Here is a 17,555-nt window from a genome sequence, read left to right as displayed (position 1 = left end):
AATAAGTGTCATGTACGGCTTAAAAAAACGTTCAAAGCAAGATGAAAATGGACTAATTCAAGGTGCAGGTACTGGCACTTCTGATGATATTAAAAAAAATGTTCCAGCAGGTAGCTATATTATGCCTGCCGATTCCACCCAAAAGATTGGTGCGGATAATTTAAAAAATATGGGGAGTCCAACGCCAGTTAATCTCAGTAACGGTGAATACGAACTCTCGCCTGACCAAGTGCATTCGGTTGGTGTGCAAACTCTTGATGCCATGAAAGATCAGACACATATGCCTGTTAATCAACCTCAATTGGGTTTTAAGCCTGGTCAAAATAAACCTGAGTTATTTTTTGCAAATGGTGGACTGGTACCAAGTGCCTACCCAAGCGCAGATGATATTCGTCGTGCACAACAAAATAGAATTGGTGGGCCACAAATGCGTGATGTCACACCAATTAATCGTCAACTTCCAGCAACATCAACTGCACCTTCAACAACCAGCTCACCATCAGCAAGTCCAAGTAATCCAGCACCAACACAAGGTGGGGGTTTTGGCGGAGGTATAAGAAATTTTGTCAACAATAGCAAGCTTGTAAAAGGTGTTGGATATTTAGGTGCAGCATCATCTTTGTTTGCAAACGCTGCCACACCAAGTGAGGATTATCGAGAACGTTTTGGTTTAGGTGATCAGTCACCAGAAGATTTAGGTACAGCAAAAGGATTTGCTAAAGATTTCGGTGTTCGTGCATTAGGTTATGCTTCAGACTTAGGTAATGCTTTAACTTTTGGACAAGCTGGACGCTTTTATGCGGATAAACAACGTATTGCAAGTGAAGCAAAAGCAGCTCAACCTGAATTTAATGCTAAACAGAATAATCCAAATGCTGTTGTAAACAATCCATTTGGTAATAATAAAGCACCACCTACCACACAAACACAGCCTGAAGTTCAAACTCCATCAAGATCTGTACAGAACTCTGATCCTTATGCTATTCAACAAAAAGGAAACAGCTTTAGCTATGCTAATCCTGGTGCAGCAGCGCAAGCACGAGCAGATGGTATTAGAGAAGGCGAAGGACTAGGATTCAAAGTAAGACCAGTGAATGACCCTCGTGGGGTAGCAAATTTATTTGCTAATACTCAAGAAATGGGACCGACTGAACAACAGATTCAAAATGCAATCGCTCAACGTGAAATGAATTTAGGCTTGGGTATGCGAGGTTATGGTAATAATCCTGTACAAGCACCTCAACGTAATGAAGCACAGGAAGCAGAACGTCAAGCTGTAATTCGTGCAGCAAGCACACCGATTGCAGGGGCAAGAGGATTAACTGCGAATCAAGTCCGTACTTTGTCTGATTTACAGCAAGGTGAGGATAATCGTGCCAATCAACGTTATACCACCGATGCGAACAACGTTGCTGCTTTACAGCGTGAAGCCATGGGACAAGCTGGACAGAACTATCGTACGGAACTAGGTGAGCAAGGTACTAATAACCGATTTAATGCAAATTTAGGCTTTGATGCACAAAAATTCCAAGCGACCAATGATTTAGCGAATCGAGAATTTAATCTTAATGCCACTGAAAAAGGTTTTGGCATTCGTAACTCAGCACGATTAGAGAAATTGTATGAACAATATGATTCTGCGAAATCGGATGAAGATCGTAAATCCATTCAAGAAAAAATTAATCGTTATGCAGGTAATAAAGCAGATACTGGTAAAGACCGTTATATGACTGTGGGTGGTGGTCAGGAATGGAACAATGAAGCTATGGCAATGGTTAATCGCCCGCAACAATTATTTGATACTCAGACACAGCAGTTCGTTAATACACCAGCTGCATCATCGACTAATCTACCAAATGGCATGACACGTCAAGTAGGTACAAGCAATGGCAAGCCTGTTTATGAGGATGCTCAAGGTAATCGATTTATTGGTAATTAATTGGGATAGCCACTTTCGAGTGGCTATTTTTTAATATAAAAATTCATGCACTATAACATCCCCCTCTAAGGTTCGACCTTTTTTAGCTCTTTATACATGCTATGCACATACCAATAGGAGTGCATCATGTCAGAATCTACCCTAAAACCATTTACAGGTAAACTTGACGATAATACTGATAAAAAACAACAACCAACATTAAAGCCATTTACAGGCGCACTTGATGGTGAAGATAAGGGTTTTCTTGGTCAAGCAAAAGATCATGCAGTCTCCTTACTTGGCAAGGGTACGGTAGGTGTAGGTGAGGTAGCAGTCGGTCTAAGTGACATGATGTCCGATGGTGCTACAGGTAAAATACTTTCCGAAAAACTTGGGTACGACCCAAAAGCTGCCAAAAATGTAATGACAGGTTGGCAGTCTGAACAATACCAACAACAATTAAAAGATTCTGCAAATATTGGCAATCGAAAAATTGAGGAAGGTGACGACTTCGCAACAAAGGTTGGCAAAAAATTCGACAATGCGGTTGATATAACAAAAAATGCCATCAGCAACCCATCACTTATCACAAATACCGTTGCTGAATCTCTCCCTTCAATGTTTTTAGGTGGCGTATTAGGTCGTGCTTCTGGTATAGCCAATCCTGTTGTTGCTGGCGCAGTTGGTGAAGGTGCAGTGATGGCAGGTAGCCAAGCTGAACAAATTCGCCAAGAAACGGTAGATGGGCGCTTAACCGCAGATCAGTCTTTAGCAAGTGTTGGTACGGGCGCATTGGGTGGCTTGTTTGGCTATGCTGGTGGTCGTCTTGCCCAGAAAATGGGCTTATCAGATGTTGATACAGCACTTCAAACAGGTCGCTTAACCACGCAACAAGTGGGTGAAGAAATTGCCAAGACACCGATGAGAGCAATTCCAACTGCTGTGATTAAAGGCGCAATTTCAGAAGGCTTTTTAGAAGAATTACCTCAATCCGTTTCTGAACAAATTTTACAGAATATGGCATTGGATAAGCCTTGGCATGATGGTGTTGAAAATGCAGCAGTCATGGGCACTTTGGCTGGTATGGCAATGGGCGGTACAGTCAGTGGTGTGGGTAAAACTGGTGATTGGTGGAATAGTCGATCTGACACAGGACCTCAAGATAACCAACAACAATCAGGCTCACCTAATCTACCATCAGCACCTCCACAATTAGGCTCAAATCCAGATAGTGCTTTGACTGGTGAATATATCCCACGTGGAAATGTACCACAGGGCGACAATCAAGGTCGCACAGCTTTTGTTTATGATCAGCCATCAATGGAAGCTGACAACCTATTAAACAATGATGGCTTTGATCAGGGCAGTGCAGCAAATGGTAATCCAACCAACCCAAGTACGCCACCAGCACCGAATGGTAATTATTTTGATGGTGATTATGGCAGTGAAGCGGCCTTTGATGATTTGCTGAATGCTGTACCGCCAGTCGGCCAAACACCTTCACAGCAAATGGGGATTGATCCGAATGCAGGTCCTATGTCATCCGCAGCAGCTTTGGCAGTGGATAGTGGCGCATCCCCGATAGCTCAATTGGGATACGCGCAAGAGCAAAGCAATACACCAATCAGTGATGCTGTGCCGTCAAACTATCAATCATTATTAGGAAGCCAGAACGATGGGCAGCCTTTTAATGCAAACCTTGAAGATGCAACAGCACAACAAGGGGATACACAAGCTGGCATGGGCGGGGCAATTGAAACAGATACAGCGCAAACTGTTCAACCAATCTTAGGCCAAGATGGTAAAAATAAATGGTTTGGCACGCATGATAAAGCGCAAGCGTTCATTGATAAGAAAAATTTAGGCAATGATTATCAGGTAGTTCAAGATGGTAAGCGCTTTGAGATTCAGCCTAAAAAATTACAAAGTGCGTCGCAAAATGTAGATACTTTGCCAAAAACAGAAAGTTCAAATCAGAATGATGTTCCAAATCCGTACAATGAAAATAAGTTGCGTGCTCAAGTACGTGATTTGAATTTACAGGCAAGTAAAGAAGCCCAAGCCAACAATGCAGAGGACAGCAAATACATTGCAAATTTAGGAAACACAGCATCGGCACGTTCAAATGAAAAGGTAAAGCAGCAATTACCTGATTTATATAAACGAGCAGAAGAACTTGCAAAAACCGCTGAAATTACATCGGCAGGTCGTCGCGGTAATACGCATTTTTCAAGCCTAAGTTTTAAAGGTGATTCAAGTTTTGTTTCAGGCGATGCATGGCCAAAACGCCCAACTAAGGATGAAGTCCTACAGCAAGCAATTTGGCATTTGTCACAAGATGACAAGAACGGCACACCGAAGAATGTACAAAGTGCGTTGCAGCTTACTGAACTTGAAAAACAGTTTAAAAATGAAAAAAGTGTAGCGAAAAAGGCACAGATCCGTAAACAGATTACAGAGTTGCAAAACGGTTTGACAGAACAGACGCAAAGCAGTGTAAGTTTGAATCAACCACAAAAGACTACTGTAGAAAACCTGAGTGGCGAATTTAAAAAAATAGAAGAATCTACTACCCGAATTAATGCAGTACGTCAACGTATACGTGAAGCAAATCCTGAAATTTTCACCGCTGAAAATGATCTTGTTCGTGAAACACATGGTTTAACCAATGCGCGTGTGACGATGATGGCTGACGAAATTGAAACATCAGGTAGTTATGAATTATCTGATCGTGAATACGAGAAGATCAAGAACAATCCGAATTACAAGATTGACTATGATGCGCGTAACTTCATGGGCAAGGTGACTGCGGTTAAGGACCCACATAGCGGTGAATGGGTAGGGAATAACGAACAGTCTGATTTAGATAATGCAGCACATGAAGCCGCAACAAGTGTTCATAATGATTTACCTGAACCGACTCAAGCCCAGATTGAAGCCGGTAATTATAAAAAAGGTCACATCAAGGTACATGGCCTTGATATTGCTGTTGAAAATCCACGCGGTTCAGAACGTCGCGGTACTGATCCAGATGGTAACGAATGGTCGCATAATATGAGCGACCATTACGGATACATCAAGCGTACTACTGGTGCTGATCAAGAGCATATTGATACCTATGTAGGTAAAAATCCTGAATCTGAAAATGTATTCATTGTAGATCAGATTGATCAGGGCAGCGGTGGATTTGATGAGCATAAGGTGATGCTTGGTTTTGACAGCCAGGAGGAAGCCATTACTGCATATAAATCCAATTTTGACAAAGGTTGGAAGGTTGGTCCTGTTACTCAAATGTCTAAAGATCAATTTAAAGATTGGTTAAAAAATTCAGATACCTCTAAACCAGTGGCTGAAAGTGGACAAAAAATAGAACCACAACACCCTGTCAATAAATGGCAAGAGGAAATGAACAAGGCTTTGGCCAAGGCAGATCCTGAGCATCCACTTTTTAAAAAACTACAAGCTAGTGCTAAGAACGGATTACGCTCTGTTTCAGATCGAGCGGTGGCATTACGTCAGGCACGTGAGATTGAGAAGAAAGCGGAAGCACAGGAACAAAAATATCAACCTGAAAAGCCAAAAGCAAAAGCCGAACCTTCTAAAAACACGTTAGTATCCGATGATCGTGCAGCAGAATTACGAGCTCGTCTAAAAGCCAAGCTATCACAACTGAATAGTGGTATTGACCCTGAAATCATGGCTATTGGTGCGGAACTTGCGGTTTATCATATTGAGCGTGGCGCACGTAAGTTTGCAGCGTTAGCCAAAAATATTGCGAATGATCTTGATGTGAGTGTTGAGAAAATCCGTCCATACTTGCGTAGTTGGTATAATGGCGCACGTGACATGATGGAGGATATGGGTGCGGATATTCAGGGCATGGATAGTGCAGAAACCGTTCGTGCAGAATTAGCAAAACTCGATAATCCACAACAGCAGTCAACTACTGATGGTACCCTCACCAATGAAGGTACCATGACAGGAAAAACAGAAACGGTTGTTACACCTGCAGGTCGTGAATTTAAGGTGCGTCACAAAGTAGTTGAAGCCGACGACCTGATCACATCAAACCTGGACAGCGGTGCAATTAATTCTGAATACCCACAAGCATTGCAGCCACGTGACCGTACCACTTTAAAATCCATTACCCAGGTCAATGATATTGCCAACAAACTTAACCCTAAATTATTGGGTGATAGTGCAAGCTCTACCAATGGTGCGCCTATCGTATCGCCTGGCAATGAAGTTGAAAGCGGTAATGGTCGTACCCTGGCGATTCGTAAAGCCTATCAAACAGGAAAAGCAGACGCATACAAGGACTGGTTACAGGACCAGGGCTATGACGTGGCTAACATGCAGCAGCCGGTATTGGTTCGTGAACGTATCACACCAATGAATATGGCCGAGCGTGTAGCCTATACCACAGAATCCAATGAGCGTGAAACACTGGATATGAGCCCAAGTGAACAGGCCATGTCTGATGCACCGAAAGTCATGGATATTTTGCACCTGGTACAAGGGAGCAGCTTTAACAACACAGCCAATCGTGATTTTGTGAATGCCTTTTTAACTGGTGTGGCATCTAAAAATGAACGCGGCACCATGCTTGATAAAGATGGCGTATCACTTACTCAAGATGGATACCGACGCATTGAATCAGCCTTACTTGCTGCCGCCTTTAATGATGCTAAAATTATTAGCCAGGTGATTGAGTCTAAAGACAGCGATATTAAAGCCATTGGTAATGCTTTGATTGAAGCGGCACCACAATGGGCGCAAGTCCGTAAAGGTGTAATGGAAGGGATTCTAGTTGAAGGTGTAAACGTCGAAGCCAATTTGGTTGAGGCGGTCCATCTAGTACGCAAAGCACGTCAGCAAAATTTATCCTTACTTGATATGCTAAACCAAGACGATATGTTCGATGGGGGTATTGATCAAGTAACAAAAGACTTTGTTAGTGTATTCTATCGTGGTGATAAACTGGAAAAAGCGCGAAGCAGCCAGAAAGTTGCAGAAGCATTAAAGTCGTATGCGCAATTGGCCATGACTGCAAAAGCATCACCTAATCTGTTTGGTGATGCGCCTTTAAGCACTGAGGAAATTTTAGGACAGGTACATGACAAACTCAAACAAAGCGAAGCCGAAAAGCAACAAGACATCTTCTCTAGCCAAGGAAATGATSACGCAGGTAATGGAAAACCTAGCGAAACAGGACAAGGACCTGCATCTAGCCAATCAAATGCAGCAACGCCGAAATCCGACACAGCAGTAACTCGACCAACGGTTGAGCGCCCTAAGAATGACACAACACTTGTTCAAGATTGGGGTGTTCAATATGTAGATGGTTGGGCAACCAATTCAGAACATACGGGTAAAATCTATACTGATAATGGCGTAAAAGATGGTGTTAAAACTGCATTCCTGAAAGATTCTAAAAAGTACCTTGAAGCGGTGCAAAAGAATTTGGAAGGCATTGGTTATGAGCTACATCTGAATAAAAAGGGTAAGCCTGAAAAAGTCAGCGTGAATGAATCAGGCGTAGCTGGTAGTGGTGAGGTATCGCTTTATATCCGCGAACCAGTGACAGGTACTAACGTGTATGTCAGCATTGGTGATGGTCGTCCAGGTTCTCACCCACAACGTATTGGCATTATGTATCGTGCCACCATGAAGGAAAGCGATAAGCAAGCCAGTGGCTTTGGTATTGAGAACTCTGGAAACCAGTATGCTGGTGCGAATACATCAGCGTTTGAACTGGCTCAAATGATTGATGATATGGTTACTGTGCTTGTGAAGCGCAACCAGAACAAGGAAAACAGCAATGAACAATCTGCAAGCAATGCAAGCAATCCGCAAGGAGCGTCAACAGTACGAGGCGGACGAGGACGTAATTCACAATCGGATGATACACAAGCAAATAATACAAATGTGGAAACAGGAGTATCCGCAGGAAGTGGAACAGCTAACCAAAATCAAACTGCTGGACGATCTCGCATACGTGGTACAGGAGCGGATGTGGAGAACGATGCAGGAGCATCTGGACGCGGGATGGAATCCAGCCGACGCGAGAACTCAGGCGGAACTGGACAACTACCAACTGACCAACCTGCAAGATTAGAGTCACCTGCAGCGGTAGCCAATACCGCGACTGATTTCTACATGGCCGATCCAGAGCTGATTATTGGCGGTACTCAGGTAAAACGATTCGATAAGAACAAAGCAGCACTTGAGCTTTTGGAAGAACTAACCAACGAAGGTCGCCAGGCAACAACGGAAGAACAAGCGATTCTTGCAGGCTATACAGGTTGGGGTTCTTTTGGTCAGGATTTATTCCAAGGTACTTGGGATAAACCAGTATTTAAAGACGAAAGTGTTTGGAAAGAACGTAACTTATGGTTACGTGAGAAGTTAGGCAAAGAAGCTTGGGAGTCTGCAAAAGATTCGACTATTAATGCGCATTTTACCGACCCATATACCGTTGCTGCTATGTGGTCTATGGCTGAAAAAATGGGCTTTACAGGTGGGCGTGTTCTTGAGCCAGCGATAGGCACAGGTAACTTCATTAGCTTAATGCCGATGCACCTTAAACAGCGTAGCCAAGTGACTGGAATTGACCTAGATATTACCACTGCCGCGATTGCAAAACAGTTATTCCCTGAAAGCAATGTGCAGAACATGCCATATCAGAAGTCTAAAACACCAGATAACTTCTATGACTTGGTGATTTCTAATGTGCCGTTTGCTGATATTAAAATTGCAGACCGTCGCTACAATCAATTCAATCCGAACTTACACGATTACTATTTCCTGAAAATGCTTGATCAGGTTCGTCCTGGCGGTATCGTTATGGCGATTACGTCATCTGGTACGATGGACAAACAATCCGAAGTGATTCGTCGTGAATTGGCTAAGAAAGCTGAATTAATTACATCGGTTCGCTTGCCATCTGGTGCATTTCAAGAATATGCAGGCACAGCAGTCGTGACAGATATTATCGTGTTGCGTAAACGTGCTGAGCCTTTGGCTATGACACCAGAAGTCAATTGGATTGGTTTATCCGAAGTTAAAACTTCATCAAAACCAGTGAAAGTAAACAACTTTTATGCTGAAAACTTGCGTAATGTGTTGGGTGACATTGATTATGGCAGCGGCACGACCCGATTTGGCGCTGGCATGATCGTGCATCGCCCGCATGACTTAAAACAGAGACTTGAAAAAGCAGCTAATTTTGTTCCAGAAAATGCCTTATTGCCAAGACACAGCGAAGATCATTTGACTTACTACGCCAACAAATCTGGTGAGCGCACCAATACGCTGACCATCAGCGATGGCGAATTGATGTTTGTCTATGGCGACCAAATGGTTAAAGCTACCGATCTTGCTGAATACAAACTCAAGAGTGACAAGGAAACCGCAAAACGCAAGAAATCAATTGAGGACCTGATAGCAATTCGTAAAGCCTACACAGATTTAACCGATGCAGAACGCATCGAACAAGATAATGTAGAGCAATTGCGTAAGACCCTGAATAAGCTTTATCAGGCATATACCAAAGAGCATGGCCCATTGGCTGATTCGTTTGGTTTGAAATACTTCCGCAAATTAGACGATGCGTATTACTACAGCCTAGCGGCTTTAGAAGTGAACGGTAAACCTGCTGAAATTTTAAAACGCAGTGTAGTCCGTGGTACCGCACAAATGGAAAACCCAACCGTGTCGGATGCCTTTGTAGTGGAACGGAATAAATCTGCTTCACCTAGCCTAGCCAATATTGCAAAAATGGCCAATGTATCTGAGGATCAGGCACGTGCTGAACTACTAGAAAAGGGTGCGGTATATGTATTACCGAATGGCGATATTATGCCAAGCGATATGTACCTATCTGGTAACGTGCGCCTGAAACTGGAAGAAGCACAAAATGCCGTAGCAGAAGGCAATACTGATCTGCAGCGTAACGTCGATGCGCTCAAAGAAATTATTCCAGAGGATATTCCTTACTTCAATATTGAAGCGAAGATGGGCGCGACCTGGGTGCCGTTGTCAGACTATGAGAACTACATTGCACACATGCTTGGTATGACTGACAGCACTGGCATCAAAGTGACATTCCCAAACGGTAAATGGAAGGTCAAACTTGAAAACAATGCATCACGCCGTACCGAAGCATCAACCAACTATGGCACCAAGTACAAGTCATTCCAGACCGTAGTATCTGCAGCACTATCTAACCAGACTATTACCGTGAAGTATAAAAACGCTGATGGTTCTGAAAGTGTGGATGTGCAAGCCACGGAAGAAGTAAACGAAAAAATCTCCAAGATTAAGGAGGATTTTGCAACCTGGTTATGGTCCGATCCTGAGCGTCGTGTTCAGTTAGAGAAGGAATATAACCATACCTTTAATGCCTGGGCGACACCGAAGTATGATGGCTCGTTTATGTCTATGCAGGGCATGGCATTAAGCCTGGGTAATGGTCCATTCAACCTGCGTCAGCACCAGCAGAATGCAATCTGGCGAGCAATTGTAAACCGACGTTCGATCAATGCGCATGAAGTTGGTACCGGTAAAACCTTTACCATGGGTGGTATTGCACTTGAATCACGCCGCTATGGTATTGCTAAAAAGCCATTGATCTTAGCCCACAATGCCAACAGCGCAGCCGTAGCCAAAGAAATTCAGATGATGTATCCATCGGCACGTGTACTGTTTATTAGTGAACTAGGTAAAGCAGTCCGTCAGATTCGTATGCGTCAAATTGCCAATGATGATTGGGATGTGGTGGTGATGCCACACTCGATGATTGATAAGCTCACATTGTCAGAAGAAACGCTTATGGCCATGGCTGCAGATGATATTGCCGCACTGGAAGCTGAGATCGAAGAAGCACTGGCCGAAGAAGGTGGCGCAACCCTGGATGAAGTCCTGGCAATGAACAGCGACGACGTGAATAAAAAAATGGGCTTTAAAAACCCAACTGCCAAGCAGCTTGCTAAACAACGTCTGAAACTTTTGGAGGACATTCAAAAGCAAGCCATGGATTCAAGTAAAGCCGATGCGGTGAACTTTGAAGAACTTGGTGTAGATATGATCATGGTTGATGAAGTGCATGAGTTTAAAAAACCAAGCATTGCTACACGTATGAACATGAAGGGCTTAAACACCAGTAGCAATAAACGCTCAGTGAATTTGCAGTTGCTCACTCGTTATGTGCGTCGCATGAATAATGGCGGTAATGTGCATACCTTTACGGGTACACCGATCACCAACACCCTAACTGAAATCTACCATCAAATGCGTTATGTGATGGAAGAAGAAATGCAGAAACTTAATGTTGCTGCATGGGATGGCTGGTTTGGTAGTTTTGCAACCGATATTACTGATATTGAATTGTCTGCAACTGGTGAATATCAATTGGTCACTCGCTTGGCTGGATTTGTAAACGTACCAGAATTGCGCAAGATGATTGGTCAGTTTATGGATATTGTTTTTGCCAACGATATGCCTGAAATGCAGCCACGTAAAACCAAATCAGGCAAAATCTTGTCGGATGAAAGTCTAACCGAAGCAGAAAAAGCGGAATTACTGAATGGCCGCACCGAAGATGCTAAAGACCGCCCGTATAAGAAAGTGATTAACGTCACTACTGAAATGTCGCCAAAACAGGAACAAACGCTGGCTGAGATTCAGTCCCTAGCGAAAGAGTGGGAGCAAGCAACCGGTAAAGAAAAACGCCAATGGATGCGTGATGGCGATCCACGTGCACCGCTATCGATCAGTACCGCAGCCAAGAAAGCCAGTTATGATGCGCGTATTGGTGATCCTGAATACATTGGCCAGGAGGGTAAAACCGAAGATTTTGAAATGTCAAAAGCATCTCAAGTGGTTAAAAATGTGATGGAGGTATATCACTCACACCCACTTGCAAGCCAGGTCATTTTTGCGGATACAGGTTATAACACTACAACCGAACGTAGCACTGGTCAGAAAGATGCTAACGGGAAAACGATTCGTGAGCGAGTTAAAGTCTTTTCACCGATCAAGGATATTGTAGAACGCCTGGTTCAATCAGGTATCCCACGTGAACAAATTGCCATTGTCGATGRTTCAGTCAAAGCCGAAGCACGTAAAGCGATTGCCGATAAGGTGAATACTGGTGAGATCCGTGTGGTGATTGGCTTAACTCAAACGCTCGGGGTAGGTGTGAATATGCAGCGTAACTTACGCGCCATGCACCACCTGGACGCGCCATGGATGCCGGGTGAACTTGAACAGCGTAATGGTCGCGGTTTACGCCAGGGCAACCAATGGAACACGGTACTTGAGTATCGTTACATCACGGATAAGTTAGACGGTAAATCATGGCAAGTCTTAGCTATTAAGGACCGTTTTATCAATGCCTTTATGAAAGCCGATGGTAATGTCCGTTCGATTGAAGGTGATGCAGCTGCGGATAACGGTGAGGATAATGCAGGGGATATTATGTCCTCATTCTCAGAAGCCTCGGGCGACCCACGTGTATTGCAACGGATCAAGATGAAAGAAAAACTTGAGAAGCTGCAACGAAAAGAGCGTTTGCATACCCAGGGTATCGCGGATATGAAGCGTACTATTAGCAACACGCAACGTCGTATTGCTCGTTTTGACGAGCAGATTGCCGAGTATGAAAACAATGCTGTCCTGGATCGTATTCAAACCCTAATGCAGTCACAGTCTGAAAACTTCTCTGTAGAGGTGGACGGCACTAAGTACGACAAACACAAGGAAGCATCAGAAGCGATTCAGCAATTCATTGTTGATCACGTGCGTACTGGTTCACGACGAATCACATTAGGCAAGTACGGCAATATTACTATGTCGGTTGAATGGGATAGCCTGCAACCACAAGCAACATTATCGATGAAGATTGGCCCGATTGAATTTAAGGGTAATACCTTACGTGGTATCGAGGGCAAGTTACGTGGTGCAGCACAGGACGTTAAAGCACTGGAAGATGCAAAAGTCAGCGCACAAGACACGATTAACAGTCTATCTAAAGCAGTCGAGCAGCCGTTTGGTCAGGCGGATCAATTGGCGCGTACTCAAAAACAGCTTGAAAATATCGAACAAGACTTGGAAAACAACCCTGTAGCACCGCCAATCTGGTTGCGTCGTGGTGCGCCAATTGATTCAGAGGTGTATTACAAGGGCAAACTATTTATCGTTTCTGGTCATCGTTATACCAATGATGGTTGGTTTGTGTCGGCAGAAGATGCGAAAGGGACCATTGAGATTCCGTACCTAGAAGCAACCGACAGTGTAGGTATGCCGATTTATGAGGAAAGAGAATTTGAAGCACCAAATATTAATGACAAAACAAAGGCAGACAATGATGTAAAAAATGAAATTAATGACTATAGCCGTGACAAATTAAAACCTGATAACGAGCGTAGAGGTACTTCACCTTTATCAACTTCATTTTTGCCGCTTTCTAAAAATCGGGCGGATCGTCTTGTAGTGGATATACTCTCTAGGATTTCTAAAGGGGACACGCCAAATAAATCTAAAAGTGGAATCAGCGGGATAGTACAACCCAAATTTCCGTTTGTTGTAGTTGAATCGTTTGAGGCTTTGCCAAAAACGATACAGCAAGAAAATTACTATCAAGGTGAGCAAGAAGAAACCAAGCGGTATGATGTAATGGCTGTTTGGCATAAAGGCACACTTTATATTAATGCTGGAGATATCCGAGGAAATCATAATACACAACAAACTACTTATGAAGCATATGAGGAGGTTTTAATACATGAAGTAGTTGGACACTTTGGAGTTCAGCAATTATTTGGTCAAGAGTATAAGACAAAATTTCAGCAGCTTTTTAATGCACTTGGTGGCATAGAGGGTATTCGTAAAATAGCCAAAGATAATGGCGTTGATATGAATCAATTTGATAATGCCTATATTAAGCCATTTAAAAAAGGTGTTGAGGAAGGTTACTACGATCCACTGGATGCTCAGCAAGCAACCGTAAGTGAACTATTTGCTTTTGTTGCACAAAATGCTAAGTCACGTCCTTTTGTACGTCAAAAGCTAAAAGAAGTTATTGGATATATTCGTCAGTGGTTCCGTGATCGTGGCTTTGATAAATTCCTTTCACGTTACAATGATGCCGATTTGATGATGTTTTTGTCAGAAGCTCGTAAGGCTGTAGTTGATCAAAGCTATTTTGGTAAATATAAAAATCAAGAATTTTCATCTAAGAACAATTCTGATACTCCACTTTATAGCCGTCGTACTAAAAGTAATTCAGGTTCTACAACTCAACAAGTACGAGACGTGTTGATTGATCGTTTTGGTAAAGAGACCATTGATGAGCTTGAACGACAAGGTAAGCTTGAGATTATTCAGGATTATCAGGTTGAAGGTGTTGAGGGCTTCTATTACAACGGTAAAGCGGTACTCGTTGCATCGAATCTGACTGCTGAAAGCACAGTGCCAACATTCTTACATGAGTTGGGTGGTCATGCTGGTTTTCAAAATATGATGAACCAAAAACAATATAATGAATTGATGAATCAATTTAATAAATTGGTTGATCAGGGCAATCCTGTTGCTATGGCTGCAAAATTACTTGCGGAACGTGAACAAGGTTCTGAGCGTCAACATCTAGAGTATTTGCCATACCTATTAACACTCTCATCAACTATGCAACAACGTAATGTAGTACAGCGTAATGCACTACAAAAACTTATAAACAATTTAGTGACGTATGTTAAAGCAACGCTATTTGATAATTTTGGAATAAATCTCAACCTCAATCCAAACGACATAGTTGCACTTGCTGAGCGAATGATTGAGAAATCCTCATATAATGCTGAAAATGCTACTTCACCTCTGTATAGTCGTCAGTTTTTTGATAATACAATCAATAATTTAAGTGAAAGTATTAAACATTTATCTGCAAAGTCTATCAAGGATAAAACAGGTTATAAATTTACTGATTGGTTGGGTATTGGCTTATCAGCCTTAGGTCGTCGACAACTTACTGAAATTTACAGCAAAATTTTACCGCAGTTAAACAAATATAATGAATTGGCTGCTCAAATGGATGCTGATAAGAACGATGCTGGTGCTGAAGCTGATAGTATCGTGCGTGAATGGGCAAATTTAAACGATGAAGATCAACTTGCAGAGTTAATGCATGATTCGACTTTAGCAAAAATTGACCCTACAAAGCCTTATGTGAAAGGGGACAGTGTTTCCAGATATAAGCAATTACGTGATGATTACAATTCATTATCACCTGAAGCTCAGGCAATGTATTTAAAAGCACGTGATGCCTATAAAAAGCACTATGCAAAAGTACATCAAGCAATTAAAGAGCGCATCTTACGATCAGAACTTTCTAGTCAAAAGAAAGCTGATTTACTTAAACAGATGGATGATAACTTCTTTGGTTATGTCAAAGGTGTGTATTTCCCATTGGCTCGTTTTGGTAAATATGTTGTGGTGATGCGTAATCAAAATGGTGAAGTTGAGAGCGTTAGCCGTGCTGAAACCATGGGAGAAGCACAAAGTCTACGATCAGAATTAATGCAAAAATATCCTCATTATAAAACTGATCGAGTCGTGTTGGATAAAGAGTTTAATGCTTCGCGTGATTCTGTTGGCCGTGGATTTATGAGCAGCCTATTTGCAGAGGTTGAAAATTTAGGATTATCGACTGCGGAACAAGCCGAATTTGAAGATACTCTAAGTCAGCTTTATTTATCTTCTATGCCCGATTTGTCTTGGGCGAAACATGGGATTCACCGTAAGGGTACAGCAGGGTTTAGCCAAGATGCACGTCGGGCATTTGCTCAGAATATGTTTCATGGTGCAAGTTATCTTGCTAAGTTGCGCTATGGCGATCAACTAGCACAGCAGCTTGATGATATGCAGAAATACGCATCTGAACAAAGTAAGCTTAATGATAGTTATGACCAGCCAACAGCTCAACGTGTCATTGATGAAATGAACAAACGCCATGACAACTTAATGAATCCAAAGTCATCACCTTTATCAAGTGCATTAACCAGTTTGGGCTTTATTTACTATCTAGGACTATCACCAGCAGCAGCTATGGTCAACTTATCGCAGACAGCATTGGTGGCTTATCCATTGATGGGTGCTAAATGGGGCTTCGATAAAGCGGCAGATGAATTACTGAAAGCATCGAATGACTTTAGAAAGGGGGTAGAGTTTCACAAGGTGAAGTGGGAAGGATCAAAAACTGACCTTTACAAAACAATTAGCTCGGATATTTCTAAATTTCTAAATAAAGATGAAAAACAGGCTTATGAAGATGCTGTGGCGCGTGGCGTGATTGATGTCACTCAGGCACATGATTTAGCAGGAATTGCACAGGGTGAAGATAGTGGTGTGATGTGGAAGACACGCCCGATTATGCGTGCAGCKAGTGTCATGTTCCATAGTGCTGAAAGATTTAACCGTGAAGTTACTTTTATTGCAGCATATCGTCTAGCGCGTCAATCAGGTGAAAATCACGATTCAGCATTTGATCAAGCTGTAGATGCGACCTACAAAGGACACTTTGATTACAGTTCTGGCAACCGTCCACGTATCATGCAAGGCAACGTTGCCAAGGTTCTTTTACTGTTTAAACAGTTTGGTCAAAACATGCTTTACACATTGGCTCGTCAGACCTATCAGTCCATTAAAGGTGAAACGGAAGCTGAACGAAAAGAAGCTCGTAAATCACTTGGGGCTATTTTGGCAATGCACGCAACTTTTGCTGGTGCGCTTGGGTTGCCTATGGTTGGAATGTTGTTGTCGGTTGCATCTTGGATGGGCGGGGATGACGACGAACCTTGGGATGCGGAAGTGGCACTGCGTAACTATCTTGCTGAAGCATTCAGCCCGACCATTTCAAATATGCTGATGAAAGGTGCGCCACGCGGTATTGGTGTGGATATTTCTAGTCGTGTTGGTATTAATAATCTTTTATTACCAGACGTACAAGAAGGGTTAGAAGGTAAAAAATGGTGGGATTCTGCAGCATCGGCGGCTTTAGGTCCTATTGGCGGCATTGGGGCAAATATTGCAAAAGGTGCTCAGGAAATTTCAGAAGGGCATAATCTACGTGGAGTGGAAAGTATGCTACCTGTGTTCTTGAAAAACTTTGCCAAAACATACCGCTACAATGATGAGGGTGTTCAGGATAAAACGGGTGTTTCTATTGTTGATGAAGTTGATTCAATGGATATGTTGATACAGGGCATGGGTTTTTCACCGTCTGATATACGGACTGCTTATGAAGGTAAATCGGCAATTTATCAGCTTAACCGAAAGCTTAATGAGCGTCGTAGTCGTTTAATGGCTTTATGGTCACGAGCGAAAATGATGGATGACCAACAAGAGATGGATGAAATTTGGGAAGAAATTCAAGGTTTCAATGACAAAAATCCATCACGTCGTATAACTAGAATGAACCTTAATCAAAGTTATCGTAATCGCCAACGTCGTATAGATCGTGCTGAAGATGGCATATATTTGTCACGGAATCGCCAAGATGCACGTGAAGCTGGTTACTTTGCTTTTGGTGAATAACCCCCTGTAAGGTTCGCTAAATAACCACCTTTAAATAAAACTCTACTTCATT

The 17,555-nt window shown here is 42.7% G+C and carries 2 protein-coding genes; both read left to right on the top strand.

Going from position 1 to position 17,555, the window contains the following annotated elements:
- Nucleotides 1-10: 10 nt before the first annotated feature.
- Entirely contained in the window at nucleotides 11-1,939 is a 1,929-nt protein-coding gene (locus tag BJN41_RS00430) for a hypothetical protein (protein ID WP_070152128.1), read from the top strand.
- A 126-nt stretch (nucleotides 1,940-2,065) separates the two neighbouring features.
- Entirely contained in the window at nucleotides 2,066-17,503 is a 15,438-nt protein-coding gene (locus BJN41_RS15750; protein WP_070152125.1) for a PLxRFG domain-containing protein, read from the top strand.
- The last annotated feature ends 52 nt before the right edge of the window (nucleotides 17,504-17,555 follow it).

It is taken from the genome of Acinetobacter towneri (assembly GCF_001758345.1).
Classification (GTDB): Bacteria; Pseudomonadota; Gammaproteobacteria; order Pseudomonadales; family Moraxellaceae; genus Acinetobacter; species Acinetobacter towneri_A.
This window is presented reverse-complemented; position numbering and strand designations above follow the sequence as displayed.